We start from the raw sequence: 23,907 nt of genomic DNA, 5'->3' as shown, positions 1-23,907 counted from the left end.
CCCTCTTTCTTTGGTGGACGCTGATGCCCTGTGGTGCGGGAAAACGGCGCGACTTCACCCTGACTTCACACAGCCTCATACCCGGCACATGCAGGCGGGCTATGCTGGCGTCACTTCTTCGTCGCGAGTGCGGCAATCCAGACAGACTAGAGGACAACAAGATGCAACAGCGATCAGATATGAACTGGTTGGCGGTGACCACGCTGCTGTGGGCCGGCCTGACTCAGGCCGCCACCGAGCCTGAACCGCTGCGCCAGCTGGTGGACGAGACCATAGCGCCGGTGATGGCGCAGCACAGGATCCCGGGGATGGCGGTCGCCGTGCTGAAAGACGGGAAGGCGCACTACTTCAACTACGGTCTGGCCAATCGGGAGACGGGGGCCAGGGTCGATGACCAGACTCTGTTCGAGATAGGGTCGGTCAGCAAGACCCTGACCGCGACCCTCGGGGCCTACGCCGTGGCCGAGGGGCATCTGAAGCTGGACGACAGGGTGAGCCAGCACTATCCCGCGCTCAAGGGCAGCGCCTTCGATCGGGTGACCATGGGGCAGCTCGCCACCTACAGTGCCGGTGGCTTGCCGCTGCAGTTCCCGGATGAGGTGGATACCGCCGACAAGATGCAGGCCTACTACCGCCAGTGGTCGCCCGCCTATCAGGCCGGTACCCACCGCCAGTATTCCAACCCGAGCATAGGCCTGTTCGGCCATCTGGCGGCGCGCAGCCGGGGGGCGTCCTTCGAGCAGACGATGGAGCAGGTCATGCTGCCCAAGCTCAAGTTGCAGCACACCTATCTGAAGGTGCCCGACGCCGCCATGGGGCACTACGCCTATGGCTATGACAAGAACGACAAGCCCATCCGGGTCAATCCGGGCATGCTGGCCGCCGAGGCCTACGGCATCAAGACCTCGGCGCCGGATCTGCTTGCCTTTGTCGAGGCAAACATGGCCGAGGCGAGCATGGGCAAGCAAGGAGACGAGAAGCTGCGTGCGGCGATCGCGCTGACCCATACCGGCGTCTATTCGGTGGGCGGCATGACCCAGGGGCTGGGCTGGGAGATGTATGACTATCCCACCTCCCTCGCGACCCTGCAGGCCGGCAACCGCACCGACATGGTATTCAAGGCACAGCCTGTCACACCCCTGAGCAGCCCTGCGCCAGCCAAGGCCAGCACCCTGTTCAACAAGACCGGCTCGACCGGCGGCTTCGGGGCTTATGTCCTCTTCGTACCGGCCAAGGGGATCGGCATCGTCATGCTGGCCAATCGCAACTATCCCAATGAGGCCCGCATCGAGGCGGCTCACCGGATACTGCAGCAGCTGGACCAGTAGAGACGTCGTCATGAAAACGCCGGAGCCCAAGGCTCCGGCGTTGTCTATTCAGGCTCTAGTGCAAAGGGCGTCAGCCGTATTGTTCTTCCATCCAGGCTTCGACGATCAACTGGGCGGAGACCCCGTCCACGCTGCCCTTGTCGAGCGCCTTGTAGCCGCCGCGCTCGAACAGCCGGGCGCGGGCATCGGTGGTGGTGAGCCGCTCATCCTTGAACTCCACCGGTTTGCCGAAGCGGCCGTGCAGACGATTGCCGAACTTGCGGGCGCGCACCGTGATCTCCTGATCGGTGCCGTCCATGTTGAGCGGCAGGCCCACGACCAGCAGATCCGGCTGCCACTCCTTGAGCAGCTTCTCTATCTCGTCCCAGTTGGGGATGCCGTCGTTGGCCTTGAGGGAACGAAGGGGACTGGCGGTGCCGGTGAGCTCCTGACCGATGGCGACGCCGATGCTCTTGGTGCCGTAGTCAAAGCCCATGATGCTGCGTGATGACATGAAAGTCCTCGAAACTGGGATACATGAAAAAGAGCCCTGTATGTCCCTTTGCCACTGAGGACAAAGGGACATGCAGGGCGACTCGGGGTCTTAACTATGCCCCACCTGACTGGAGAGATGCAGAGGATTGACGCCTATGCTGGCGGCGGCCTGTTGCCAGCGCTGGTGGATTGGCGTGTCAAACACCAACTTGGCATTGGGCGGGATCACCAGCCAGGCGCCATCCACCAGCTCCTGCTCGAGCTGACCCGCGCTCCAGCCGGCGTAGCCGAGCGCCACCAGCCAGTGACTCGGCGCCTCATCGGTGCCGAGCGTCTCCAGGATGTCCTTGGAGGTGGTGACCATCATCTCGTCACTCACCTGCAGGGAGGAGTTGAAACCGGGGCGGAAGCTGTGCAGCACGAAACCGCGATCCCCGTGAACGGGTCCGCCTTGCAGCACGGGTTGCTTCATCTCGGTGGTGTCAGGCGGGCTCAGGTTGAGTTTGGTCAGCATCTCATCCAGCGACATGTCGACCGGGATATTGACCACCAACCCCATGGCGCCCTCGCTGCTGTGTTCACACAGATAGACCAGGGAGCGTTCGAAGTAGGCGTCAGAGAGGCTCGGCATGGCGAGCAGAAAATGGTTTTGCAGTGTTTGCATAGTGGCCAAATAGTGCAAAGGTGTTTGGGGTGATTATGGCAGTTAGGGGCGGCGGGCAAAACCGCTTTTTCGCACCCATGAGCACAAGCCTGGGCGCTGGCGCACAGAGTATCCATGACTGGAACAGAACAGGGGCCGCGAGGGCCCCTGTTCTGTTTGCCTGTCAGATCGGCGCCGCCGGATAAGCGGCCGGCACCGATCAGCAGGGTGTCAGCGTCCCAGACGGCGCTCGATAGCGTCCATCAGCATGCCGGTGATGGAGACGTCGAAGGCCGCCTCGATCTCGCGGATGCAGGTCGGGCTGGTGACGTTAATCTCGGTCAGCCGATCGCCGATGATGTCGAGCCCGACGAAGATCAGTCCCTTGGCCTTGAGGGCCGGCCCCACTGCGCGGGCGATGGCCCAGTCGGCCTCGCTCAGGGGGCGTGCCTCGCCGCGGCCACCGGCCGCCAGGTTGCCACGGGTCTCCCCTTGCGCCGGGATACGGGCCAGGCAGTAAGGCACCGGCTCGCCGTCCACCACCAGCACGCGCTTGTCACCATCCTTGATGGCGGGCAGATACGTCTGCGCCATGCAGTACTGGCTGCCGTGTTCGGTGAGGGTCTCGATGATGACCCCGACGTTGGCGTCATCTTCCTTCATGCGGAAGATGGAGGCGCCGCCCATGCCGTCCAGTGGCTTCAAGATCACGTCTTTATGCTCGGCGTGGAAGGCCCGCAGCTTGTCGGCGCGACGAGTGACCAGCGTGGTCGGGGTGTGTTCGGCGAACCAGGCGGTGTAGAACTTCTCGTTGGCGTCGCGCAGGCTCTGGGGCTTGTTGACGATGAGACAGCCCTCGTCCTCGGCCCGCTCCAGCATGTAGGTGGCGTAGATGAATTCGGTGTCGAACGGCGGATCCTTGCGCATCAGGATCACGTCCAGGCTGGAGAGCGGCTGATCGACCACCTCACCCAGTTCGAACCAGTTGGCGTAATCGTACTTCACCTTGAGCGGGCGCATGGTACCGAAGGCGCGGCCCGCTTCCATGTAGAGATCCGACATCTCCAGATAGAAGAGCTCGTAGCCGCGCTTCTGCGCCTCTTCGAGCATGGCGAAGCTGGAGTCCTTCTTGATATTGATGGCCGAGATGGGGTCCATCACGATGCCGAGTTTGATGGTCATCCGAGATTCCTTCTTGTGGCTCGATTGGGTTGAGATTATCAGAACCTGCTCAAGGCCTGTCGCGAGCGGTTGCCAGCTCGGTAAAGCGCGGGAACCGGAGTGCATGTAAATACATGAGCCTCTTGGTTCCACATAAGCGAGCAGCACATGAGCCTTGCTCACGACCTCGCAGCAAGACGTTGAACAGGTTTTAGGCCAGATCGCCAAAGCGGCACTGCAGCGCCGTGATGGCGGTCAGGGCGGCGGTTTCGGTGCGCAGCACCCGCGGCCCCAGCAACATTTCCTTGAACTCTTCCTGCACAGTACGGGCGATCTCCTCGCTCGACAAGCCGCCTTCGGGGCCGATCAGCAGGCGCACGCCGTGCTCAGGCACCGGCAGGGTGTTGATGCTGTATTCGGCGCGCGGGTGCAGATTGAGCTTGAGCTCTTTCGTTTCTTCTGCGAGCCAGGCGTCCAGCTCCATCGGCATCCGCACCTCGGGCACTGTGTTGCGGCCGCACTGCTCACAGGCGCTGATCACCACCTTTTGCCACTGCTCGCGTTTCTTCTCCAGTCGATCCGCCGGCAGCTTGACGCCGCAGCGCTCGGAGAACAGCGGGGTGATGCAGGTGACGCCAAGCTCTACGGATTTCTGGATGGTGAAGTCCATCTTGTCGCCGCGGCTGATCACCTGACCGAGATGGATGGCCAGCGGCGACTCGACCGATTGGGTATCGCAGCCGTCGATGTGCACTTCCACCGACTTCTTGCCGACGCTGACAATGGTGGCGGGATACTGGTGGCCGTCGCCATTGAACAGCTCCAGAGGCTGACCCGGCTGCATGCGCAGTACCCGGCCGATGTGGTTGGCACCGTCTTCCGACAGGGCGAGGGTCTGGCCGACCTGCAGGGGGGCCGGTTCATAGATACGTGGAGTGCGCATGCTGTATATCTGTCTCTTGAATGACGATTAAGCGGTTACATATGATGCCAAGCTGCCATTTAATGGCTCATCTGCCGCGTAAAATCGTTATTTATTGGTATTAAATAGGGATTTGACGCAATCGATCAGCCCGCTGGCAGCCTGTCGTGTCGAGATAGCACCGCTTCTCATATGGGAGGGTCTGTGACTCCTCCCGGTCAAATGGGGTCATTGGCACTGCTTTTCAACGAAGGGATTGGTATTGCCCTGCAGTTTGCCGATGCGGCGATTGCGCTCGCACTCCCAGCGATCCGCCGGATATTGCCTGTCCCAGGCTTCGAACAGTTTACGCTGTTGCGCGGCCAGGCGCAGCCCGTACTGCTCCCCCATGTAGAGGTAGGCGCGGGCTATCTGGCCGCGCACCGGCCCCTTGGGTGGTTGCACCCGCTGCTCCTTGAAGTCCACCAGCATCTGGCACTTGCCGTACTGATCCGGCTTGCCGTTCCAGTCGGAGAAGCGGTAGTTCGCGCGATCGCCGTTCACCTCGCCGATGGCGGGGAAGAGGTTGTGCATGTCCCCCTCCATCTGGTTGAACTCATCGCTCTTGCCGCAGTTCTTGCGGCCCCCTTCCTGCCAACACTGCAGCTGGTGGCCGAACTCCCAGGCGGGCACCACGTGCTCCCACTCGATGCGGGCGGCGCGGGCGGCCTGCTTGCGCGGCAGATAGCCGCAGCTCTCCCAGTCCGGCGCCATCTTCTTGCCGCTGAACTTGATGTTGCAGCCGCAGTAGAAGCTGGTGGGGTGGCTCTGATAGAGCTTGACGAGATCCTGCTTGGCGGCGCGGAAGGTCTGGGCCTCCTGTGCCTGGAGCGGCGCACTGACCAGCAGGGTCAGGCCGAGGGAGAGCAGGGGAAGGCCGAAAGCGAGCGAGGGGCGAGACATGAAGATCCTTGAAAATGAAACGGTGAAACGAAGCGGTTGCGCACCCTACCACAGGGCTGCGACACAAGCTGGCTCAGTCGGTCGCCGGCACCAATGGCTGGCGGCAGCGGCGGCAGTGGTAGCGCGCCTCCCCCCGCTGCACCTTGTTGTGACGGCGGATGGAAAGCTGATGCTGCTGACAGGCGCAGGCATAGGGCTGGGTGCGCTGGTTCAGCACCGCGAGATCGAAGCTGTGGGTGGTGCGGGGTTCGAGGTTGAACACCTCCCGCATCACCGATTGCCACTGCTTGCCGTGGGGCAGCACCCGGCTCTTGCCACGACCCTCACCCCAGAGCGCATGGACCAGCAGGTGGGCCACCTCGTGAGGCACCACCTCGTCCATAAACGCCTGCTGGTTGGCCTGATAGAGGGCCGGGTTGAAGCGCAGCTCCCAGGTCTGCAGCCGCGCCGACCCTGCCGCCCGCCCACGCATGTTCAAATAGATGCGTGGGCGCGGGAAGGGGCGGCCGAGGCGAGCTTCGGCCTGCCGGAAACAGGCGTCGACCCGCGCGGCGAGCAGGGCATCGGGGGAGGGGAGGGCAGACATGGGCAATCCTGTCGGTCGGCAGATATGTAAGGGACCGTCACCAGTGATAAACCGGGAGGTCGCAGGAGCAAGTGGGAGCATGTGGGAGAAAACTCAGTCGTGGCATAGGTTCAAGACCTGTTTAGCGTCGTGAAAACGTGAGCTCATGGGAAACCGCGAAGGTATGAGAAATTTTGGTCTCTGGCGGACATGCTCCCAAATAAAACGGAGAAAGTGAGAAATCATCGAAAACGCCGGTCCGTTCGGCTGAACTGATAAAAAAGCAGGGGCTGTCGTTTAACCCACAGCTTCTGGTTACCGGCCTTTCCATTATTTCCCCACATCCTTTCCGATCCACACCACCTGGCCGATGATGGCTAGGCGATCCAGCTCGCTGGCAGGGATGACCTGCTCTTTATATTCCTTGTTGTCGCTGAGCAGCTCGATAGCGCCGTCCCAGCGTTTCTGAATGCGTTTGGCATAGAGATCATCACCGAGGCGCACCACGAAGATCTCGCCGTCGATTGGCCTAGAACTTGCCAAGTTGATGAGAAGGCTGTCGCCGCTGTTGATGGTGGGCTCCATGGAGTCACCCTTGGCAAAAACTACCTTGAGCTGCTCAGGCTTGAAGCTGCGATATTTCAGCCATTTCCTACGAAAGGCCAGGCGTCGCATGACCGGGGTATCGTCGCCGTTAAAGGCGCCATGGCCGGTACTCACAGTGACATGGTAGCCATCGACCAGTGCGTACTCCTCGTCGAAATCATCCTTGCTAACGGCAATCGCCGTGTCTGCAGGTTGATCTCCTGGATATTTAGGACCTTCACCGGTGGCTAACCATTCCAAGTTAACGTTCTTGTAGCGAGCAATCACAACCACCTTATCGAACGTTGGCTTTGATGTTCCTGGTGGCAGGTATTTCCGTAACCCCCCCTCCGAGATACCAACCATGTGCGCGAAAGTACGCAGCGATTCGTCGCCTATCAGTTCTTTTAGTCGCAAAGGGAAGGTTGCTATTCCATCAGATGGAAAAACAACTTGGTTGCTATCGTCGCTCATGAGTTGCCATTCATTGCAAGTTATTGATTTATAACATCCAGAGTCTTTTAGGATGACGTTGTGCGAACAAAAAGGAATGGCAACTCAAAAAAAGACTTGCCGTTGTCTTATTGGGCGCATAATCTGTCTTATGTGTCGCATGTGGCATCTAGCCAAGTGCGCAACATAAGGAAAAATTCTAACACGGTGGACACATGATGAGGATAGATAATGCCAACCATATCCATGCCGCCCTCAGGGCTCAGGGATTGACCTGCCGGTCATGGGCCTTGGCGCATGGCTATCACCCTCGAACCGTCTTGCATTGTATTCGCTTGTTCTCACCCGATACCGGTAGGAAGCCAAAACGTCCCCATGCGAAGGAGATCGTCAAGGCCCTGTCTGTAGCCATTGGATTCGATCTGATGCAAGGAGAGGGTGATGAGTAAGCTCTGGTTCTCTGTTCAGGAATTGATCGGGCTGGATGGTCTGCCAAGTTCGGCATTCGGAGTCCGTAAAAAAGCAGATAGCGAAGGGTGGGAATCCAGGAAGAAAGAAAAAGGCAAAGGCTTGGAGTACCACCTTGCCAGCTTGCCGCTGGTCACTCAGCAGGCCGTAGCCAAACAGAAGGCCACGGATCTGTTACAGGAGAGCGACACGGTGGTGGTGGCGGCCAAGCAACTGGTGGCCAAGTTAGAAGCCGAAGAGCAGGCAGCCAAAACTGCCATTCAGGAGAACAAGAGCAGCGGCCTGGTGCGCTTCAACAGCTTGCCGGAGAAGCGCCAAGAGCGGGCCACTGCCAAGATGATGATCTTGTCCGTCCTGGATGCCTTTGTTGAACCCTACTGCATGGCAGGGCAGAAGACTGACGGCATCCTGCGCTTTGTTACCGCTTACAACCAGCGCCAGCTCGACTTGCCCGAGTGGGTAACAGCACATCGTCAGAAGCTCTCCCAGCCCACCCTTTACCGCTGGCTCAAGAAGCGTGAGCAGGAGGGGATCATCGCTCTGGCTGGCGCCTACAACGTGGATCGCCCACACCTGGTCGAATCGTTCCCCAGGATGGAGAAGTTTCTGGTGGCGGTGTTGACCAGCAAACCGCACCTGGCCAGCAAGGCCCATACCTTGCGGGTGATGGTGGAGCATCAAGCTGGCCAGGAGATCGACTGGGTTGTTCCCTCCCACTCCAGCCTCCGGCGCTGGGTCAGCAAGTGGTTGGCGGCTCACAGCGCGGAGTTTGCCTACGTCACTGATCCCGATGGCTATAACGGCAAGCATCGGCCGGTGTTCCAGAAGATGTATCAGCGTTATGAGTTGCCCAACGATGTCTGGGAGTTCGACAGCACCCCGGTAGATGTGCAGCTCAACGTTGCAGGCAAGCTCAAACGCTACACCATCATCGGCGCCATCGACGTGATGACCCGCCGGGTGCAATTGCTTCTGGCGCCCACCTCCGATTCTGAAGGGATCTGCCTGCTGCTGCGCAAATGCTTGCTGAGTTGGGGCCTGCCCAATGAAAACGGCATCTGCAAGACAGATAACGGCTCCGACTACGTTAGCAAACGGACCACAGGGATCTTCAACCTGCTGGATATTCGATTGGAGCGAGCCAAAGCCTTCTCCGGTTGGGAGAAGCCCTTCATCGAGCGCTTCTTTCGCACCATGTCTCACGGCTTGATGGAGTTGTTGCCCGGTTACATCGGCCACAACGTGAGCGATCGCAAGAAGATTGAGGCCGTGCGCGCCTTCTGCGAACGGATCGGCAAGAACCGGGTGAAGGGTGAAAAAGAAGCGTTGGAGCTGGCGTTGACTCCTGAGCTACTGGAGCAGGCCCTGAACGATTGGCTGGAGTATCACTACCACCACGCGCCACACGACGGATTGGGCAACCTATCTCCTTTCCAGAAGTACCAGCAAAGCGGCTACCAACCACGCCAGATCAGCGAACCCCATGCCCTGGATCAACTGCTGCATTTCGTCACTGATGCCACGGTCATTAGGGGCAAAGTCTCGGCGGACGGCCTCAAGTACACCGCCTACGAGCTGATGCAGCCTGAGTGGGATCGCCGTCGGGTCAGGGTGTTTCTCGACCCCTGCAACGTGGGGCGGGCGATCCTCTATCCGCTTGACTCTTGGGGTAGCTATGTGGAAGCAACCAACGACGAGCTGATCGGCACCGCCATGGCGCCCGATGAGTTCCGGGCCAGTCGTAAGGCCGCCACCAAGAAGTTGAACAACTTCCGGCGCGATGCCAAGCAGCTGGGGATGGAGTTCGATATCAACGACGTGGCTGCCCGCATGCTGGCTGCCAAGAAGGCCCAGAACCAAAGTCTGGTGGGCTTACCCATGGGCAGTCGCGAGCACGACAATGATGCCATTACCGCCCTCACTAATGCCGCTACCACGCTGCTGAATCAACCCGAACAGCACTTTACCGACACAGAGCGAGAGGCGCTGGCACATCGACGTGAGCAGAATCGCCTGCTGATGCGTCAGCAGGAGGAGCACAAGGCCAAGCTGCTGCGCAGCGAAGAAGAGCAAGCCTGGCACCTGTCCCGCAAGGCGTTGGCCGAGCCGCTGACAGACAAGGAGGCCGCGTGGCTGGAGCAGTATCGGAAGGATTACTACCTGGTCGCCCGGCGTATCGATTACACCCTGCGCAAAGAGCAGGAAGCAAAGGTCCAAGGCCAGTAAACCACGCTGGCAGGTTGCCAGCTATCAGCAATTAACTGGAAGTAATTGTTCATTTAACAGGAGTTTACATCATGAAAAAACGAGTCGTTCCCGTCAAAAACGTGACCCGTACCGAGTCACTGTTCCACAACCTCAATAGCCGCTCCCAGGTGGTCCCCGGTATCGGCCTGGTGTATGGCCTGACCGGGTTTGGCAAGACCACCACCATGACCTGGTTGTTCAACCAGGACGGGGTGAATGCCATCTATATCCGCTGCTATGCCACCGACACCCCCAGCAGCGTGTTGGAGCGCATCGTGCGCGAGCTGGGGATGGTACCCCGCTACCCCATGCAGCGCATGGTGGATGACGTTATCGAGAGGATGCGCGCCGAGGAGCTGACCCTGTTTGTGGATGAGTGCGACTACGTGGTCGGCTCCAACCGCATCATGGATAGCTTCCGCGACATCTATGACGGCACCGACCAGCCGGTGATCCTCATCGGCATGGACCAGATCGCCAAGCGCATCAGCCAGCGCAAGCAGTTGTTCAACCGTATTTCCGACTGGATCGAGTTCCAACCCGCTGACCTGGCTGACGTGGGGATGTTCGCCGATCACCTGCTTGAGGCAGACATCCTGCTGGAAGAGGACCTGCTCAATGCCATTTGTAAGCGTGCCCACGGCGAGGTGCGGCGGATCCTGACTGCGCTGGAAAAGGTTGAATCGTTGGCGATGGCCAACGATATGGCGGTGGTCAGTCTGGCGGATCTGAAAGGCCGTGAAGCCGATCTGTTCCTGGATTTTAACGGTAAGGGGCGTCTGGGCTGAGAACAGCCTTGGCATGGCTGTTTAAGGGGATTTTTTGAATGTCTCAAATCACAACCAATAAAAGAGCCGAGGCCTGGAGCCATATTGCGACCGCTGAACGTTTCACGGTCAACGATATTGCCACAGCCATATCAGAGCCAACTGAAAAGGGACGGGAAATTGTTAAGGAATTCGAAAAACGGGGCGTGATCCAGCAGGTCGCCGGAATCGGTGTTGCTGGTCGTCCCAAGGTGTACGCCCGCATCGAAGGGCAAGAGCCGGTACTAGGCCGTGGCCATTGTGGAGAAGGTCGGGTGGTTCGGAGCCAGAATCGGAAAACCAAACAGCAGAAGATGTGGAACGCGATGAAGATGCACAAGCACTTCACTCGGCTGGATCTGCAGATGACCGCCGAGGTGACCGATAGCCACGCCAAGTCTTACCTCAGCGCGCTTCACAAGACCGGTTATGTGCGCTTTCTGGTCAAAGTGAAGGCCGGGCAAAAGAGCAAGGGGAGGCTGAGCCGTTACAGCCTGCTGCGCAATACCGGCAAGCTGGCCCCCTTGGTGCGCAAAACAGGGATATGGGATCAGAACGAACAGGCGTTCTATCCGTTTGAACCAACAGGAGGAGATGAGTCATGAGCAGCCCCAATGCGCTGCCGGCGTGGTTGGCCGCCTTGCAGCAGGCAGTAAAGAGCAGCTCTCTGGCCACTGTCGCCCAGCGCCTCGGGGTATCCCGGACCTTGGTGAGCCAGGTCTGTAACCAGAAATATCCGGGGGATGTGGAACGGGTACAGAAGCTGGTGGAGGGGGCCTACCTCTCTTGCACCGTGATGTGCCCAATCTTGGGTGAGATACGCCAGGACCAGTGCCTGGCGCACCAAGCTCGTAGCAATGTCAGCAGCAACCCGCTTTATATCCAGGTCTACAAGGCGTGCCGCAGCGGTTGCCCGCACAGCCGGATCCCGGAAGAGAAGCAGCTCAAACGCCCCATTCGTCTGAGAACGGAGAGCGAGGAAGTTGAGTTGTATCACGCTTCGCGGGTGATCAGCCGCTTGGCCTTTCAGGCGGATGGCGACGAGCGCGAGTTGGTGAAGCTGCTTAGCAATGAGCTAGAGCACCTGGCGATGCGTTTGAACCAATTGTTGAAGAAGCAGGGCGAGGGCAAGTGATTGCCACAAACAGCCAATAAACCAGCGGGCTCGGGGTGTGCGGTGGGCCCAGTGACGAGATCACAAGGAGAACGGGATGAACAGAAATCTGCAGAACACGGCCGACCAGCTGCGCCTCTGGCTGACGGCAAACGGATGCAAGGTACGCACCGGCCAGGTGCGCCATACCCCGCTGCTGATGGTGACCGGACCTTTGCCACCGGAGATGACCCGGCGGGCGGTGTGGGGGCGCGAATACCTGGCCGGAGTGGTCAGCGAGGTGGCCATGGTGCGCTTTGCAGGCTGCGTATTGCACTGGCGCCAATGAGGGCGGGCAGCCCACCGGATAACAACGAGAGCAATCAAGGAGCATTACATGCAGGAAGTCATGCAAGAAGCACAGACCAGCAACACGACCCCGATGCGGCAGAACGCCCAGGGGCACTGGGTACCGGAGAACCTGATTGCCCCAGCGGACAAGCTGCGTGATGAGGTAGTGATGGCCATCATCGCGGCGGCCCGTGAGCAACGTTCACTGCTCGCCACCTTCAAGATTGGCGCCATGCAGCAGATCGCCGATTTTGTGGACCTCTCGGCCGAGCAGTATGGGGTGGCCTGGGGCGGTACCAAGGGCAACGTCACCCTGCTCAGTTTTGACGGCCGTTACAAGCTCATCCGGGCGGTGGGGGAACACCGCAAATTTGATGAACGGATCCAGGCGGCCAAGGTGCTGATCGATAGCTGCATCGCGCGCTGGAGCGACGGCGCCGACGCCAAGCTGCGGGCCTTGGTGGACCACGCCTTTCGGGTTTCCAAGGCGGGACACATCGACGTCAACCAGGTGCTCTCCCTGCGCCAGCTGAACATCGAAGACGCCGACTGGGAGCAGGCCATGCAGGCGATCGCCGATGCCATCCAGGTGACCGGCACCAGCCAATACCTGCGGCTCTACGAGCGGGACGGTCAGGGCCGTTACGTCCAGATGAGCCTGGATCTGGCGAAGTTATAAGAAGGGGAGTGTGCGATGGAAATCAACGTAGAAAAAGCCGAAGAACAACTGCTGCTGTGTGAACAGATCACCGAGACCGAGGGCACCTGTTACCCCGATGACACCTACGAGGATGGCATCAAGGCCGCCCTGTTGTGGGCCCTGGGGTTGGGTCCGGCGCCCCTCAATGCAGAGGAATATCAGGGGCTGATACCGCTGCAGTTTGAGCAGTGACAGTGCGAAACAGGGTGGCCATGTCGCCCTGTCTGCCCGGCGTGGTGGTCGGGCATTGATGAGCAGCCGGAGGACGGATGGATAACGTGAAAACACTTCTGAACACCAGCGTGGCCGATGCGAAAAGCTCCCTGGAGTGCCTGCTGATGAACAATCCGCAGCAGGCTCTGGAGGATGCGCAACTGGCCGTTGATTTCATCAATCAGTACGGTCAGGCCATCAATCAGAAGTCCAGGATGGCCATGCTGGCCACCATTGTGAGCAAGGCACGAAAGCGCCTGGTCAAGTAAGCGAAACGGGGGACTTTCTCCCGTCTGCCTGGCGTGGTGGCCAGGCACTGATGAGCAGCCGACCTGGGCCCAGGTCTTCACCGCCTCGAACAAGGAGCACGGCGATGACCAAAACAGAGATGGATATTCGGCTTACCAAGATATTCAGCGCGGCCGCCATTGCACAGGCGACCCCTGATAAACGGGCTGTGTGCAGACAGCTCAAGCAGTTTGATAGAGAGGCTCGTGCCCAAGGGCTGTTTGCCCTGGCAGGAGAGGCCAGCCAGATGCGCTGGCAACTCGTGGCAGAGCTGCAGCAAGCCAGAGCAGCAGAGGTCAGTCATGGCGGCGTCTAATTGGCAGGCCCTGCTGGCCTATGTGATGAAGTTTGGCCCCTTGAACCAGCAAGGTGCCGAGCAGTGGCTCGATAGTCATTGCCCTGAGTGGCGCAATGGAAACGATGTGCCTGCCGGTCAAATCTGGGTGGCAAAAGTGGGGAGAAGTCATGACAGCAAGCAATGAACGCACTCGCTTGATCCGGCTGGTGCAGGTGGGCCGCCGCTCCCTGGGGCTGGATGAAGAGACCTATCGGGAGCTGCTGGCCCAGCAGAGTGGCAAGCGTTCGGCGGCAGAGCTGACGCTCCAGCAGTTGAACAAGGTCCTGCTGGCCATGAAAGGGGCGGGGTTTAAACCGACCGTTAAACGTGGCGTAAACGGGGGCAAGCAGAAGCGTTTAAGCCCGGCCAGCGGTACACCGGTTCGGACGGCCGAGATAGGTGTGATCCGGGCTATCTGGATCACCATGCACCGCCATGGCCTGCTGCGTGATGGCAGCGAAACGGCGCTCAATCACTATGTGGAGCGTCAGACGGTGCGGATCAATAACGGGGTGGGTGTGGCCGAGGTGTCCTGGCTCGATGGTGCGTTGGCTTATTCGGTGCTGGAGTCCCTCAAGCACTGGCATAAGCGGGAGATGGTCAAGGCATTGCAGGCGGCTAATAAAACTATCCCCATCAATGAGAAGACCGGACGGGTGGCGGGCTATCAGGCCGTTGTGGCAGCCTTTGAGCAGATGCAGGCGGAGGTGCAACATGGATAGCAGCCAAGAGAATCTGGACCTGTTCGCCGATGACCATGAATCCTTGGGGCAGTTGGTGGACCGACTGGATCAAATCCCGGCGGCCGAGCTGACCGCCAAGTGGCCCAAGGCGCTGGCCGAGCTGGTCGATGTGCTCGCCTGTGAGCTGGGGCGCGGCGGGATGGTGGCAGATAAGGCCTTGGCCCAGGCCCGCAAGCTGGCGCTGGTACAGGCTCATTATATGGGCGGTCGTGCCTACTACATCCCGACCGGGGAGCATCTCAAGGCGGCGCTGCGGGATCGGGCTATTTGGGATGAGTTCAATGGCCGCAATATCGACCAACTGGCTCGCAAGCATGGGCTCTCGGTGCCCCAGACCTATGCGGTAGTGGCAGAGCAGCGGGAGCTGACCCGCCGCCGTCATCAGCCCGATCTGTTTGGGAGTTAATAGCGGGTATTCCCAGATGACATCAAGGAGTATAGATTGAAGGAATTATCAAGAAACTCGGTATAATCCATGAGTTTGGAACTGCTTGAACTGAATAAGTTGCTACTTTTTGTGGCATTTGTTATGCCCGGATTCATTGCAATAAAAGCATACGAGCTTTTTGCTGTTGCAAGTGAGCGAAAATCGACCTCTGAGCAGCTTATTGATGCTGTGTCGTATAGCTGTATTAACTATGTGCTCTGGTTGCCAGTTGTCTATGCGGTTGAGTCAGGTGAACTGAAGAACGTACACATCTGGTTGTACGTTCTTTTTTACTTTCTAGTTCTTTTCCTTTCTCCTGTAGTAATTTCATATATTTGGGTAAGGGTTAGAGTTAAGAGACTCAAATTGCACCCAATACAAAAGCCATGGGATTATTTTTTTTCCAAAAGGCAGAGATACTGGGTAATCGTCACACTCAAATCTGGTGAAAAGGTAGGAGGGCTCTATGACTCGGAGTCTTTTGCCTCAAGCTCTCCTGCGCCTGAACAAATTTTTTTGCAAAACTCATATATCATCAATGATGATAAATGTCTTGAACGGCCAAAGGATGGCTCTGCAGGAATATTGATATTATCTTCTGAAATTCTTTATTTGGAATTTTACACGGTGACGGAAGGGTGAAAATGACAGTGAAAAGTGATAACAATTCATCTAATGATTCAAATAAATATGGCTATCAACCCAAGGATTCCGGTGGTTCAGGTTCCTCTGGTGTAAGGGGCGGATATCAGCCAGCGGGTTCTGGCGGGAGTCCAACAAACCCGCCCCCTAAAAAGCCATAAGGAGTAGATGGTATGTCTCAAGACAAAGATATCCCCCTTTTTGATGGATATCAGCCCAAACGGCAAGAGCCAAATCATCAAGGAACAAGCACTCCTGGTTATCAGCCTCCCAAGACTAAGGCTGAGGTCAATCCTCCCCCCAAAAAACCATGATTAAGGTGGAGCGGAATGTCTAAAAAAAAAGAAAAATATGACAGTAAAAAAAGACTGCCTGTTCGAGAAGGAAAAATAGGAGCGAAAGAGGATATCCAAAAAGGGTATCAACCTACGTCACGTACAGAAAATCGAGCAGGTGAACCTATTTCACCCCCGAAAAAACCCTGATATCAAGGTGTTTTCTAATGTCTCACAGTAAACAGAAGCCTCCGTCGCAGAGTAATCCTGGAATCGGTATGGATGGATATCAACCGAAGCCAAGACCAAGTGGTATCAATACAAACGGATACCAGCCCCCGAAAAGTAGTGGTACAAGCCCAACTGCACCACCACCTAAGAAGCCATAGTTCTAACCCACCATAAACCCGCCCCATTAAGGCCCCTCGGTACGCTGCGATAACGCAGTTCATCGAGGGGCCTTTTATGTTGCCTGATACCTACCCCATAGCGCTTGCCTGGTTGCTTCGTCCCGATGTGGAAGGGAGCGAGGTGAACCACCCGGCCGACCGGGGCGGCCACACCAAGTTCGGCATGGCCGATGCCGCCGACGGCAAGAAAGACGGCATGATCGATCTCGATCGGGATGGTCGGCCGGACATTGCCGTCGGTGAGGCGACCCCTGCCCACGCCCAGCTGTTTTACCGCGCGAACTACTGGCTGCCAGCCCGCTGTGATCGGGTCGATAGTGTCTGCCCGCTGATTGCCATCGCCCTGTTCGACGGCGCCGTGCATCACGGCCATGGTCGTGCAGTGCGCCAGTTGCAGCAAGCGCTTGGTGTCATGGCCGATGGGTTGCTGGGCTCGCATACCTTGCGGGTGCTGGCCGCCAAGACGGGGCGAGACGGTGGCCGCGCCCTGTTGCTGACACTGCTGGAGATCCGCGCCGGCTTCATGCTCGGCATAGTACGCAAAGACCCGAGCCAGTGGGCCAATGCCCATGGCTGGGTCAACCGCTTGCTGCGCCTGCAGAGCTACCTGCTCTCTACCCGATTCGGAGAGGGGGCGGCATGAGCAAACCTAGCCTCATCAACAAGCGTCGTCAGGCATTGCAGGGGATCCATGCCGCCGGCTATTTCGGTATCCCCGAGCTCAAGAACCCCCGTTACCTCGCCTGTTTCAAGGATGGGCGCCGCGCCCATCTGAAAGCCTATCTGGCCGAATCCGCCCCCACGGACCTGGAGGCGATCCCGCTCTACAGCCATCACGCCACTCGCCAATCCCTGTTTGAGCAGGGCTGGCGGTCGGTGGGTGAGCTGGATCGCCTGCGGGCCCGTGCCCGTCTTACCCCAACCCAACATAAGGAAGCCCATCATGGCTGATTCCCTGTTACCCCAAGCAAAGCCTGCGATCCAAAGCCGCGCCGTGATCGGCGGCATCATCGCCGTGGGGGCCGGTATCGCCGGCCTGTTCGGTGTACCGGTCGATGTCGGTACCCAAGCCGGCCTGGTCACCACAGCCGTGGATCTGGCCAGTGCTATCGGTGGCCTGCTGGCCATCTGGGGGCGTCTCAAGGCGACCCATGTCATCAAGTAGGCCAGGAGACTCCCTTGAGCGACCCCATAGACCGCGCCCAGCAGCTCGACGCCGAGCGAACCGGGCGCCTTATTCAGTCCCATCAAACAAGGGCAAGGCCCCATGGGGATGGCATCTGCTGCGATTGCGATGACGCCATCCCGCCCTTACGCCTTGCAGCAGAACCTGGTGCCGAGCGCTGTATCGAGTGCCAGACCCTATTCGAGCGCAAGGAGGCTGTCCGTGTGGGAATTCATCGTTAAGAACTGGGGCCCGCTCTATGCGTTGGCCAGTCTGGTGGGGCTGATTGTCATCATTCTGCTCTCCAAGACCTACGCCAAGCGGGAGGATGTCACTGGCCTGGCCGCCAGGGTGGCCAGGGTCGAGCAGCAACTCTCGGATCTGCCGACCGAGAAAGAGCTGCACACCCTGCAACTGGAGATCAGCGAGCTGCGTGGCGAGCTACGGGCGCTGGCGCCTGAACTTCGCCAGGCCCGCCGTCTTGCCGACCTGCTGCTGGAAAATGAACTCAAGGAGAGAACATGAGCATTCAAGGGATATTGGACGCCCAGCAACGCCTGGTGATCTTGCGCTCTCTGCTCGATATCGGCGGGGCGGCCAACGAGTCGATCCTCAACGATTGCCTCGACCAGCTCGGTACCGGCCGGGTGACGCGGGATAGGGTGAAGACTCAGCTGGCTTGGCTGGAAGAGCAAGGGCTGGTACGCATCGAGCGCCTCGCCCAGGTGCAGGTGGCACACCTTACCGGCAGGGGTCAGGACGTGGCCGAAGGGCGGGCCAGCGTGCCGGGCATCAAGAAGCCCCGAGCGGAGGATTGACCATGGCCGAGAAACCGACCCGAGGCCGCGCCAGCAAAATATGGCTGCTGCCCGAGGGCATCCGCGATGCGCTCAACGTGCTGCTGCGCGACAAGGGCAACAGCCAGGCCGCCATCCTGGACGAGATCAACGGCCTTATCGAGGAGGCAGGGCTGCCAGATGATCTCAAGCTTTCCCGCTCGGGCTTGAGCCGCCACGCCAGCCAGGTGGAGCAGGTTGGCCAGCACCTGCGCGATCTGCGGGAGACCACGGCGGCACTGACGGCCCAGCTCGGCGACAAGCCGATGGGGGAGACCACCAAGCTCATTTTGGAGCTGGGCCGCTCCCAGCTGTTCAAGGCGATGCTGGCCCAGGTGCAGAACCCGGAGGAGGCGGTGGATATCGACATGCTGAAAAACGCCATGCTGGCGGCGCAGCGGCTCGAATCCACCGCCATGCAGAGCCACAAGCGGGAAAAAGAGATCCGCCAGGCCTTTGCCGAGGAAGTGGCCGCCAAGACCGAGGCCATCGTCACCCAGGCAGGCTTGAGCGGTGAAGCCGCCGCCGCCATTCGCCGCGAAATTCTGGGGATTGTCTGATGACCGCGATCGCCCAACAGCTGGCCCAGGCACTCGGCACCGAGTACGACCCGGACGAGGTGCTGCTGCCTTATCAGAAGATTTGGATAGCCGACGAGAGCCCGCTCAAGATCGCCGAGAAGAGCCGCCGCACCGGTATCACCTGGGCGGAGGCTGCCGACGCCGCCCTGACGGCCTCTCGCGCAAAGGCGGCTGGCGGCTGCCACCACTTCTACGTGGGCAGCAACAAGGAGATGGCCCGCGAGTTTATCGACGCCGTGGCCATGTGGGCCAAGGCCTACAGCAAGGCGGCTGGTGAGATCCAGGAGGAGGTATTCACTGACGACGAGGACAAGGCGATCCTCACCTTCGTGGTCTATTTTGCCTCGGGCTTCAAGGTGCAGGCCCTCTCCAGCAACCCCTCCAACCTGCGGGGGATGCAGGGCAATGTGACTATCGACGAGGCCGCCTTCCACGACCGGTTGGCCGAGGTGCTCAAGGCTGCCATGGCGCTGACCATGTGGGGGGCCAAGGTGCGACTGATCAGCACCCACAACGGCGTCGATAACCTGTTTAACCAGCTGATAAACGACAGCCGGGCGGGCCGTAAAGACTATTCCATTCACACCATCAGCCTGGACGACGCCTGCCGCCAGGGGCTCTATCGCCGCATCTGCCAGGTCAAGGGCACGCCCTGGACACCGGAGGCCGAGGAGAGCTGGAAGGCAGGGCTGCTCAAGGCCACCGCCACCGAGGAAGACGCGCTGGAGGAGTATTTCTGCGTGCCCAAGCAGAGCAGCGGCGTCTATATCAAGCGCACCCTGATCGAGCGGGCCATGCAGCCGGATATCCCCATCCTGCGCTTCACTTCCCCTGCGGATTTCGAGCTGCAAAGCGAGGAGACCCGCAAGGCGGTAGCGGAGATCTGGTGCGAGGAGAACCTCAAGCCCTGCCTGGAGGCGCTCGACCGGACTTGCCGCCATGTGCTCGGCGAGGACTTCGCCCGCAAGGGGGATCTCTCGGTGTTCGTCCCGCTCTCCATCGCGGCCAACCTGCGCAAGACCGTGCCCTTCGTGGTGGAGCTGGTCAATGCCCCCTATGAGACCCAGCGCCAGATCCTGTTCACCCTGCTGCAGGGGCTGCACCGGTTCACGGCGGCGGCTTTCGATGCCACCGGCAACGGCGGCTATCTGGCAGAAGCTGCCCGCTTGCGCTGGGGCGCCAGCATGATCGAGTGCGTGATGCTCAATGACCCCTGGTACCGGGAGTGGATGCCCAAGCTCAAGGCCGAGTTCGAGGACGACAACCTGGTGATCCCGCGCCATGCGGACGTGCAGGACGACCTCGGCAAGATCCAGGTCATCAACGGCATCCCCAAGATCGACAAAGGCAAGAACACCGGCCAGGGCGGCCAGCAGCGCCACGGCGACTTTGCGGTGGCGCTGGCCATGGCGGTGCGGGCCAGTTGGATGGAAGGGGGCGCCATCGAGTTCACCCCCTTGCCGGGCAAGCGCGACACAGGGCGCAACGACGACTACCACACATTTGAACGAGGGGGCTGGTAATGGCCGGGATCATCGACATTCATGGCAATCCTCTGCGCCTGCAGAAGGAGCCACAGACCGAGAACGACGCCAAGCTGGCCCAGCTGCGCCGCCACTACAGCGAGCACCCGACGGTGGGGCTCACCCCAGGTAAAGCGGCCACCGCGCTGAAAGAGGCGGAGGAGGGCAACCTTATCGCCCAGATGGAGCTGGCCGAGGACATGGAGGAGAAGGACGCCCACCTGCAAAGCGAATTGGGCAAGCGGCGCCGCTCCCTGCTTGGGGTGAGCTGGACCATAGAGCCGCCCCGCAACGCCACCCCCGCCGAGCAGCGCGATTGCGAGATGATCCGCGAGCTGCTGGAGGACTTCACCTGGTTGGATGACGCCATCTTTGACGCCACCGATGCGGTGCTCAAGGGGTTCAGTGCCCAGGAGTTTAGCGGCTGGGAACTGGTGGAGGGGCTGCAGCTCCCCAAGGGTATCGTCTGGCGCGATCCCGCCTGGTTCCAGACCCACCCGGATGACTGGAACCAGTTGCGGCTGCGGGACGGCAGCAAGGAGGGAGCGGCCCTCAATCCGTTCGGCTGGATCATGCACAAGGCCAAGTCGAAGTCGGGGTATCTTGCCCGCACCGGCCTTATCCGCACCCTGGTCTGGCCCTTCCTGTTCAAGAACTACAGCGTGCGGGACCTCGCCGAGTTTCTGGAGATCTACGGCCTGCCGGTGCGTCTGGGCAAATACCCGGAAGGGGCCACCGAGAAGGAGAAATCCACCTTGCTGCAGGCGGTGCTCTCCATCGGCCACAACGCGGGCGGCATCATCCCCCGGGGGATGGAGATCGAGTTTGAGAACGCAGCCAATGGCCAGGCCGATCCCTTCGTGGTGATGATGGACTGGTGCGAACGCTCCATGAGCAAGGCCATCCTAGGGGGCACATTGACCAGCCAGGCCGACGGCAAGAGCTCGACCAATGCGCTCGGTAACGTGCATAACGAGGTGCGCCAGGAGGTGCGGGACGCCGACTTGCGGCAACTCGCCGCGACTCTGACCCGGGATCTGGTTTATCCGCTGTTTGCCCTCAACGGCAAAAGCTACCAGGGCCCGCGTCGTGCCCCCCGGCTGGAGTTCGATGTGACCGAGCCGGAGGATATGCGCGATCTGGCTTATCCGCTGCGGGCCCTGGTGGGCATGGGGATGCAGATCCCGGCGCAGTGGGTGCGCGACAAGCTGCAGATCCCGGCGCCCAAGGAAGGGGAGGAAGTGCTGGTCATAGTCGATAAGCAGGCAGGTGCGGGGGAGGCGGTCCTGACGGCGCAGGGATTGGCGGCGCTGGCGGCAAAGCACCCTGTCCAGGGTGATAACAACGACGCCCAACTGGCGAGGCTGCAGGCAGAGGTCGCCCCTTTGTTGGCCGGCATGACCGATGCCGTTCAGGCGCTGGTGATGCAGGCCACCACCCTGGAGGAGATCCGGGATGGTTTGCTGGCGCTGGAACCCAACCTCAGTCATGACGAGCTGGGTGCCCTGCTGGCCCAAGCCATCGCCGCCAGCGAGCTGCTCGGCATGCTGGAGATGGAGGAGGGCAACTGATGCCTGTTCGTTACGGTTCACTGCCCTTTGCCGAGGCAATCGCCTTCTTTCGCCAGAAGCTCGACATGCCGAGTGAGCGCTGGGCTGATGTCTGGCGGGATGCCCATAACCGCGCCTTTATGGTGGCTGGGGCGACCAAGACGGATTTGCTGGCGGACCTGCGCGGGGCGGTGGACAAGGCGATCAGCGAGGGGCAATCCCTCGGTGCGTTCCAGAAGGCGTTCAAGGAAGTCGTGGCTCGCCACGGTTGGGAACACACCGGCCCTGCGTCCTGGCGCTCTCGCGTCATCTTCGAGACCAACCTGCGCCAGAGCTACAACGCCGGGCGTGATGACCAGATTGAGCGCATCAAGCACAAGCGCCCTTATGCGCTCTATCGCCACGGCGACTCCGAGCACCCCAGGGAACTGCACCTCAAGTGGAACAACCTGGTGCTGCCGGTGGACCATCCCTGGTGGGACACCCACAGCCCCAGCAACGGCTATGGCTGCAAGTGCAAGAAGTTCCTGCTCTCCGAGGCCGACCTCAAGCGGCGGGGGCTGGCCGTGGGTCAGGCGCCGGAGGATGGCGACTATGAGTGGGTCGATAAGGGCACGGGGGAGATCCACCGCATCCCCAGGGGCATCGACCCCGGCTTTGACTATCGACCCAGGAGTCCGGCCGCCCTGACCGAGGCGGTGGCCAAGCGGGAGGCGACCAAGCCTGAACTGGCGCAGCGGTTGCCAGAACGGATGGTGGAGAGCGCCTATTCCAGCGCCAAGGGGATGACCGCTCAGGGCCTGAGTGATTTGCTGGCGCAGTTGCCAGCCCCCCAGCGTGACGGGTTATCGGCGTTCCTCAAGGCGCACCCGGTCAAAACCCTGTTTATCAAGCAGACCGAGATGGGGAAGGGGGCGGCGGGGCTCAAGGTCGCGTTGGCCATTGCCGAGTACCTGGGCACAGACCCTTACCTGGTACGGGCCTTCTATCACTCGCGCCGTGCCAGCGCGACCAATGGCTTTACGGCCAAAAACTGGGGCCATCTGGTTATCAAGGTCAAGGCGGGTGATACACTCAAAGCGGTGAATATGCAGGCGGTGCAAGCGGCGGCGGCCGAGGTGGTGACCGATGCCCATGCCAACACCGGGCCCCGTCAGTGGCAGCCAAGGGGCACCAGCGGCGAGTCACTGCGCCGTCACTGGAGCATCTCCGCCAACGTCGGCGGCCAGCAGGGGGAATCAGCCCAGCGGCTCTCAACCTGGTTGCACGAACTCGGTCACCAGGTTCACTTCTGGGCCGGGGAGCCTGACCTGACGGGAGTGGGGCTGCTGACGGAGTATGCCGGCAAGACCAGGATGGAAGCTGCCGCCGAGGCGTTTGCCGCCTGGGTCTTGGCGAGGGATGCCATGGTGGCGCATTTCCCCGAACTGGCCAAACGGGTGGAGGCCATGCTGGCCCAGGCCACGACCGCCAGCCGCAAAGGAGAGAAAGGATGACTCTGTTGGATCAAGCCAGCGCCCTGCTGGCAGAAGATGGCCCCTTTACCCTGGCACAGGCCAAGGCGCTGGATGCTTTGTGCGAACAAGCCCGGGGAGAAGAGGCGGATATGTTGGGGGATCTCTGGGAGGCCGCCATGTTGTCGGCCGATGAGGAGGCCCTGCACTTTATGACCACCTTTGAGGATGAGGTCTGATGGCGGGCAGCTTTATCGCCATCAGCCACCACGGGGTGGCCGATGCGCACGAACTGCTGGCCCAGCTCTATCAGCGTACCGGCGATCTACGCGAGCCGCTGGCCGATATCGGCGAGGGGCTGGCGCTCTCCCACCGTGATCGCTGGGATGCGCAGGAGACCCCGGAAGGGGAACCTTGGGCCCCGCTTTCGGACAAGTACCGCGCCAAGAAGCCGCGCCATGCCGATGAAGTCCTACGCCTCAACGACGATTTGCGCGACACCCTCAACTATCAGGCCGATCCCCAGGCCCTCTACTTCGGCACTCCGCTCGAATATGGTGCCGCCCATCAGTTCGGACGCCCCGAGATCAACCTGCCCGAGCGCCCCTATCTGGGGCTGTCGGAAGCAGACCAGCAGAGCGTGCTGGAAACACTGGAAGGCTATCTGACTGCGGACGCGCTCTAAAGCCTCTGAGTGCGTTTACGGGGACAGGGCCGGTGCGATG

General features: G+C 60.2%; 34 protein-coding genes, 2 other RNA genes and 1 pseudogene. 30 read left to right on the top strand and 7 right to left on the bottom strand.

What is annotated here, in order from left to right:
- The first annotated feature begins 161 nt into the window (after window positions 1–161).
- Window positions 162–1,328: a class C beta-lactamase gene (ampC, locus tag ACZ9IL_RS11920; RefSeq protein WP_476003708.1), complete on the top strand. Its 1,167-nt coding sequence runs from the start codon at window positions 162–164 to the stop codon at window positions 1,326–1,328.
- Window positions 1,329–1,398: 70 nt separating this feature from the next.
- Here ampC and ruvX read toward each other — a convergent pair whose 3' ends face one another.
- From ruvX to ACZ9IL_RS11885, 7 genes are all read right to left on the bottom strand, one after another.
- Window positions 1,399–1,821, bottom strand: a complete 423-nt coding sequence (ruvX, locus tag ACZ9IL_RS11915) for a Holliday junction resolvase RuvX (RefSeq protein ID WP_476003707.1) — start codon at window positions 1,819–1,821, stop codon at window positions 1,399–1,401.
- A gap of 90 nt (window positions 1,822–1,911) precedes the next feature.
- Window positions 1,912–2,466 (bottom strand): YqgE/AlgH family protein, encoded by a 555-nt coding sequence (locus tag ACZ9IL_RS11910; protein WP_476003706.1) that lies wholly within the window; start codon window positions 2,464–2,466, stop codon window positions 1,912–1,914.
- Window positions 2,467–2,676: 210 nt separating this feature from the next.
- Entirely contained in the window at window positions 2,677–3,627 is a 951-nt protein-coding gene (gene gshB / locus ACZ9IL_RS11905; RefSeq protein ID WP_476003705.1) for a glutathione synthase, read from the bottom strand.
- Between the two features lie 190 nt (window positions 3,628–3,817).
- Window positions 3,818–4,549, bottom strand: coding sequence for a 16S rRNA (uracil(1498)-N(3))-methyltransferase (rsmE, locus tag ACZ9IL_RS11900; RefSeq protein ID WP_476003704.1), 732 nt, complete (start codon window positions 4,547–4,549; stop codon window positions 3,818–3,820).
- Window positions 4,550–4,756: 207 nt separating this feature from the next.
- Window positions 4,757–5,470: an endonuclease gene (locus tag ACZ9IL_RS11895; protein WP_476003703.1), complete on the bottom strand. Its 714-nt coding sequence runs from the start codon at window positions 5,468–5,470 to the stop codon at window positions 4,757–4,759.
- Between the two features lie 73 nt (window positions 5,471–5,543).
- The gene (locus tag ACZ9IL_RS11890; protein ID WP_476003702.1) at window positions 5,544–6,056 is read right to left on the bottom strand and encodes a SprT family zinc-dependent metalloprotease; all 513 of its coding nucleotides are present in this window, start codon (window positions 6,054–6,056) and stop codon (window positions 5,544–5,546) included.
- Window positions 6,057–6,365: 309 nt separating this feature from the next.
- Entirely contained in the window at window positions 6,366–7,094 is a 729-nt protein-coding gene (locus ACZ9IL_RS11885; RefSeq protein WP_476003701.1) for a S24 family peptidase, read from the bottom strand.
- A 420-nt stretch (window positions 7,095–7,514) separates the two neighbouring features.
- Between ACZ9IL_RS11885 and ACZ9IL_RS11880 the strand changes: the two genes are divergently transcribed.
- From ACZ9IL_RS11880 to ACZ9IL_RS11740, 29 genes and pseudogenes are all read left to right on the top strand, one after another.
- Window positions 7,515–9,767 carry a DNA-binding protein gene (locus tag ACZ9IL_RS11880; protein WP_476003700.1) on the top strand — a complete coding sequence of 751 codons (2,253 nt, stop codon included), beginning with the start codon at window positions 7,515–7,517 and terminating at the stop codon, window positions 9,765–9,767.
- Window positions 9,768–9,838: 71 nt separating this feature from the next.
- Window positions 9,839–10,576: an AAA family ATPase gene (locus tag ACZ9IL_RS11875; protein WP_476003699.1), complete on the top strand. Its 738-nt coding sequence runs from the start codon at window positions 9,839–9,841 to the stop codon at window positions 10,574–10,576.
- A 38-nt stretch (window positions 10,577–10,614) separates the two neighbouring features.
- Entirely contained in the window at window positions 10,615–11,199 is a 585-nt protein-coding gene (locus ACZ9IL_RS11870; protein ID WP_476003698.1) for a hypothetical protein, read from the top strand.
- Window positions 11,196–11,729: a transcriptional regulator gene (locus ACZ9IL_RS11865; RefSeq protein WP_476003697.1), complete on the top strand. Its 534-nt coding sequence runs from the start codon at window positions 11,196–11,198 to the stop codon at window positions 11,727–11,729. The genes ACZ9IL_RS11870 and ACZ9IL_RS11865 overlap by 4 nt, the downstream gene beginning before the upstream one ends.
- A 76-nt stretch (window positions 11,730–11,805) precedes the next feature.
- Window positions 11,806–12,036, top strand: coding sequence for a hypothetical protein (locus ACZ9IL_RS11860; RefSeq protein ID WP_476003696.1), 231 nt, complete (start codon window positions 11,806–11,808; stop codon window positions 12,034–12,036).
- A 60-nt stretch (window positions 12,037–12,096) separates the two neighbouring features.
- Entirely contained in the window at window positions 12,097–12,717 is a 621-nt protein-coding gene (locus ACZ9IL_RS11855; protein ID WP_476005346.1) for a DUF3164 family protein, read from the top strand.
- Between the two features lie 15 nt (window positions 12,718–12,732).
- Window positions 12,733–12,930: a hypothetical protein gene (locus tag ACZ9IL_RS11850; RefSeq protein ID WP_476003695.1), complete on the top strand. Its 198-nt coding sequence runs from the start codon at window positions 12,733–12,735 to the stop codon at window positions 12,928–12,930.
- 2 nt (window positions 12,931–12,932) lie between these two features.
- An RNA gene (locus ACZ9IL_RS11845) (hammerhead ribozyme type II) lies at window positions 12,933–13,002 on the top strand.
- Between the two features lie 5 nt (window positions 13,003–13,007).
- A complete protein-coding gene (locus ACZ9IL_RS11840) occupies window positions 13,008–13,220 on the top strand; it encodes a hypothetical protein (RefSeq protein WP_476003694.1) in 213 nt (70 codons plus the stop codon).
- Window positions 13,219–13,284, top strand: an RNA gene (locus ACZ9IL_RS11835) — hammerhead ribozyme type II. Before ACZ9IL_RS11840 ends, ACZ9IL_RS11835 begins: the two co-directional genes overlap by 2 nt.
- 40 nt (window positions 13,285–13,324) lie before the next feature.
- Complete coding sequence (locus ACZ9IL_RS11830) at window positions 13,325–13,555, top strand: hypothetical protein (RefSeq protein WP_042074588.1); 231 nt, start codon at window positions 13,325–13,327, stop codon at window positions 13,553–13,555.
- A complete protein-coding gene (locus ACZ9IL_RS11825; RefSeq protein WP_216944065.1) occupies window positions 13,542–13,721 on the top strand; it encodes a hypothetical protein in 180 nt (59 codons plus the stop codon). Before ACZ9IL_RS11830 ends, ACZ9IL_RS11825 begins: the two co-directional genes overlap by 14 nt.
- Window positions 13,705–14,298, top strand: coding sequence for a gp16 family protein (locus tag ACZ9IL_RS11820; protein WP_476003693.1), 594 nt, complete (start codon window positions 13,705–13,707; stop codon window positions 14,296–14,298). The genes ACZ9IL_RS11825 and ACZ9IL_RS11820 overlap by 17 nt, the downstream gene beginning before the upstream one ends.
- Window positions 14,291–14,725: a Mor transcription activator family protein gene (locus tag ACZ9IL_RS11815; RefSeq protein ID WP_476003692.1), complete on the top strand. Its 435-nt coding sequence runs from the start codon at window positions 14,291–14,293 to the stop codon at window positions 14,723–14,725. Before ACZ9IL_RS11820 ends, ACZ9IL_RS11815 begins: the two co-directional genes overlap by 8 nt.
- Window positions 14,726–14,794: 69 nt before the next feature.
- Entirely contained in the window at window positions 14,795–15,388 is a 594-nt protein-coding gene (locus ACZ9IL_RS11810; protein WP_476003691.1) for a DUF6338 family protein, read from the top strand.
- Window positions 15,389–15,561: 173 nt separating this feature from the next.
- Window positions 15,562–15,702, top strand: a complete 141-nt coding sequence (locus tag ACZ9IL_RS11805; RefSeq protein WP_476003690.1) for a hypothetical protein — start codon at window positions 15,562–15,564, stop codon at window positions 15,700–15,702.
- 15 nt (window positions 15,703–15,717) lie between these two features.
- Complete coding sequence (locus ACZ9IL_RS11800; RefSeq protein WP_476003689.1) at window positions 15,718–15,873, top strand: hypothetical protein; 156 nt, start codon at window positions 15,718–15,720, stop codon at window positions 15,871–15,873.
- Window positions 15,874–16,128: 255 nt separating this feature from the next.
- The gene (locus tag ACZ9IL_RS11795; protein ID WP_476003688.1) at window positions 16,129–16,716 is read left to right on the top strand and encodes a glycoside hydrolase family 108 protein; all 588 of its coding nucleotides are present in this window, start codon (window positions 16,129–16,131) and stop codon (window positions 16,714–16,716) included.
- Entirely contained in the window at window positions 16,713–17,024 is a 312-nt protein-coding gene (locus tag ACZ9IL_RS11790; RefSeq protein ID WP_476003687.1) for a hypothetical protein, read from the top strand. The genes ACZ9IL_RS11795 and ACZ9IL_RS11790 overlap by 4 nt, the downstream gene beginning before the upstream one ends.
- Window positions 17,017–17,238 carry a hypothetical protein gene (locus tag ACZ9IL_RS11785; protein WP_476003686.1) on the top strand — a complete coding sequence of 74 codons (222 nt, stop codon included), beginning with the start codon at window positions 17,017–17,019 and terminating at the stop codon, window positions 17,236–17,238. The genes ACZ9IL_RS11790 and ACZ9IL_RS11785 overlap by 8 nt, the downstream gene beginning before the upstream one ends.
- A gap of 14 nt (window positions 17,239–17,252) precedes the next feature.
- Window positions 17,253–17,480 carry a TraR/DksA C4-type zinc finger protein gene (locus tag ACZ9IL_RS11780; protein WP_124813752.1) on the top strand — a complete coding sequence of 76 codons (228 nt, stop codon included), beginning with the start codon at window positions 17,253–17,255 and terminating at the stop codon, window positions 17,478–17,480.
- Window positions 17,461–17,763 (top strand): DUF2730 family protein, encoded by a 303-nt coding sequence (locus ACZ9IL_RS11775; RefSeq protein ID WP_128296927.1) that lies wholly within the window; start codon window positions 17,461–17,463, stop codon window positions 17,761–17,763. The genes ACZ9IL_RS11780 and ACZ9IL_RS11775 overlap by 20 nt, the downstream gene beginning before the upstream one ends.
- The gene (locus ACZ9IL_RS11770; RefSeq protein WP_476003685.1) at window positions 17,760–18,056 is read left to right on the top strand and encodes a VpaChn25_0724 family phage protein; all 297 of its coding nucleotides are present in this window, start codon (window positions 17,760–17,762) and stop codon (window positions 18,054–18,056) included. Before ACZ9IL_RS11775 ends, ACZ9IL_RS11770 begins: the two co-directional genes overlap by 4 nt.
- Before the next feature lie 2 nt (window positions 18,057–18,058).
- The gene (locus ACZ9IL_RS11765; RefSeq protein ID WP_476003684.1) at window positions 18,059–18,634 is read left to right on the top strand and encodes a DUF3486 family protein; all 576 of its coding nucleotides are present in this window, start codon (window positions 18,059–18,061) and stop codon (window positions 18,632–18,634) included.
- On the top strand, window positions 18,634–20,178 hold the full coding sequence (locus tag ACZ9IL_RS11760) for a terminase large subunit domain-containing protein (RefSeq protein WP_476003683.1): 1,545 nt from the start codon (window positions 18,634–18,636) through the stop codon (window positions 20,176–20,178). Before ACZ9IL_RS11765 ends, ACZ9IL_RS11760 begins: the two co-directional genes overlap by 1 nt.
- On the top strand, window positions 20,178–21,749 hold the full coding sequence (locus tag ACZ9IL_RS11755; protein ID WP_476003682.1) for a DUF935 domain-containing protein: 1,572 nt from the start codon (window positions 20,178–20,180) through the stop codon (window positions 21,747–21,749). The genes ACZ9IL_RS11760 and ACZ9IL_RS11755 overlap by 1 nt, the downstream gene beginning before the upstream one ends.
- Window positions 21,749–22,297: pseudogene (locus ACZ9IL_RS11750) on the top strand (phage head morphogenesis protein); the annotation flags it as partial. The gene ACZ9IL_RS11755 and the pseudogene ACZ9IL_RS11750, both read left to right, overlap by 1 nt.
- Before the next feature lie 923 nt (window positions 22,298–23,220).
- A complete protein-coding gene (locus ACZ9IL_RS11745) occupies window positions 23,221–23,421 on the top strand; it encodes a hypothetical protein (RefSeq protein ID WP_476003681.1) in 201 nt (66 codons plus the stop codon).
- Window positions 23,421–23,867 carry a phage virion morphogenesis protein gene (locus ACZ9IL_RS11740; RefSeq protein ID WP_476003680.1) on the top strand — a complete coding sequence of 149 codons (447 nt, stop codon included), beginning with the start codon at window positions 23,421–23,423 and terminating at the stop codon, window positions 23,865–23,867. Before ACZ9IL_RS11745 ends, ACZ9IL_RS11740 begins: the two co-directional genes overlap by 1 nt.
- Window positions 23,868–23,907 lie beyond the last annotated feature (40 nt).

This window comes from Aeromonas sp. TECH754 (assembly GCF_056279295.1).
The sequence above is the reverse complement of the archived record's forward strand: the minus strand, read 5'-3'. Positions and strand labels throughout refer to the sequence as shown.

Coding starts and splice junctions, on each gene's coding strand:
- ampC (WP_476003708.1), top strand. CDS start 162: ATGCAACAGCGATCAGATATGAACTGGTTGGCGGTGACCACGCTGCTG.
- ruvX (WP_476003707.1), bottom strand. CDS start 1,821: ATGTCATCACGCAGCATCATGGGCTTTGACTACGGCACCAAGAGCATC.
- ACZ9IL_RS11910 (WP_476003706.1), bottom strand. CDS start 2,466: ATGCAAACACTGCAAAACCATTTTCTGCTCGCCATGCCGAGCCTCTCT.
- gshB (WP_476003705.1), bottom strand. CDS start 3,627: ATGACCATCAAACTCGGCATCGTGATGGACCCCATCTCGGCCATCAAT.
- rsmE (WP_476003704.1), bottom strand. CDS start 4,549: ATGCGCACTCCACGTATCTATGAACCGGCCCCCCTGCAGGTCGGCCAG.
- ACZ9IL_RS11895 (WP_476003703.1), bottom strand. CDS start 5,470: ATGTCTCGCCCCTCGCTCGCTTTCGGCCTTCCCCTGCTCTCCCTCGGC.
- ACZ9IL_RS11890 (WP_476003702.1), bottom strand. CDS start 6,056: ATGTCTGCCCTCCCCTCCCCCGATGCCCTGCTCGCCGCGCGGGTCGAC.
- ACZ9IL_RS11885 (WP_476003701.1), bottom strand. CDS start 7,094: ATGAGCGACGATAGCAACCAAGTTGTTTTTCCATCTGATGGAATAGCA.
- ACZ9IL_RS11880 (WP_476003700.1), top strand. CDS start 7,515: ATGAGTAAGCTCTGGTTCTCTGTTCAGGAATTGATCGGGCTGGATGGT.
- ACZ9IL_RS11875 (WP_476003699.1), top strand. CDS start 9,839: ATGAAAAAACGAGTCGTTCCCGTCAAAAACGTGACCCGTACCGAGTCA.
- ACZ9IL_RS11870 (WP_476003698.1), top strand. CDS start 10,615: ATGTCTCAAATCACAACCAATAAAAGAGCCGAGGCCTGGAGCCATATT.
- ACZ9IL_RS11865 (WP_476003697.1), top strand. CDS start 11,196: ATGAGCAGCCCCAATGCGCTGCCGGCGTGGTTGGCCGCCTTGCAGCAG.
- ACZ9IL_RS11860 (WP_476003696.1), top strand. CDS start 11,806: ATGAACAGAAATCTGCAGAACACGGCCGACCAGCTGCGCCTCTGGCTG.
- ACZ9IL_RS11855 (WP_476005346.1), top strand. CDS start 12,097: ATGCAAGAAGCACAGACCAGCAACACGACCCCGATGCGGCAGAACGCC.
- ACZ9IL_RS11850 (WP_476003695.1), top strand. CDS start 12,733: ATGGAAATCAACGTAGAAAAAGCCGAAGAACAACTGCTGCTGTGTGAA.
- ACZ9IL_RS11840 (WP_476003694.1), top strand. CDS start 13,008: ATGGATAACGTGAAAACACTTCTGAACACCAGCGTGGCCGATGCGAAA.
- ACZ9IL_RS11830 (WP_042074588.1), top strand. CDS start 13,325: ATGACCAAAACAGAGATGGATATTCGGCTTACCAAGATATTCAGCGCG.
- ACZ9IL_RS11825 (WP_216944065.1), top strand. CDS start 13,542: ATGGCGGCGTCTAATTGGCAGGCCCTGCTGGCCTATGTGATGAAGTTT.
- ACZ9IL_RS11820 (WP_476003693.1), top strand. CDS start 13,705: ATGACAGCAAGCAATGAACGCACTCGCTTGATCCGGCTGGTGCAGGTG.
- ACZ9IL_RS11815 (WP_476003692.1), top strand. CDS start 14,291: ATGGATAGCAGCCAAGAGAATCTGGACCTGTTCGCCGATGACCATGAA.
- ACZ9IL_RS11810 (WP_476003691.1), top strand. CDS start 14,795: ATGAGTTTGGAACTGCTTGAACTGAATAAGTTGCTACTTTTTGTGGCA.
- ACZ9IL_RS11805 (WP_476003690.1), top strand. CDS start 15,562: ATGTCTCAAGACAAAGATATCCCCCTTTTTGATGGATATCAGCCCAAA.
- ACZ9IL_RS11800 (WP_476003689.1), top strand. CDS start 15,718: ATGTCTAAAAAAAAAGAAAAATATGACAGTAAAAAAAGACTGCCTGTT.
- ACZ9IL_RS11795 (WP_476003688.1), top strand. CDS start 16,129: ATGTTGCCTGATACCTACCCCATAGCGCTTGCCTGGTTGCTTCGTCCC.
- ACZ9IL_RS11790 (WP_476003687.1), top strand. CDS start 16,713: ATGAGCAAACCTAGCCTCATCAACAAGCGTCGTCAGGCATTGCAGGGG.
- ACZ9IL_RS11785 (WP_476003686.1), top strand. CDS start 17,017: ATGGCTGATTCCCTGTTACCCCAAGCAAAGCCTGCGATCCAAAGCCGC.
- ACZ9IL_RS11770 (WP_476003685.1), top strand. CDS start 17,760: ATGAGCATTCAAGGGATATTGGACGCCCAGCAACGCCTGGTGATCTTG.
- ACZ9IL_RS11765 (WP_476003684.1), top strand. CDS start 18,059: ATGGCCGAGAAACCGACCCGAGGCCGCGCCAGCAAAATATGGCTGCTG.
- ACZ9IL_RS11760 (WP_476003683.1), top strand. CDS start 18,634: ATGACCGCGATCGCCCAACAGCTGGCCCAGGCACTCGGCACCGAGTAC.
- ACZ9IL_RS11755 (WP_476003682.1), top strand. CDS start 20,178: ATGGCCGGGATCATCGACATTCATGGCAATCCTCTGCGCCTGCAGAAG.
- ACZ9IL_RS11745 (WP_476003681.1), top strand. CDS start 23,221: ATGACTCTGTTGGATCAAGCCAGCGCCCTGCTGGCAGAAGATGGCCCC.
- ACZ9IL_RS11740 (WP_476003680.1), top strand. CDS start 23,421: ATGGCGGGCAGCTTTATCGCCATCAGCCACCACGGGGTGGCCGATGCG.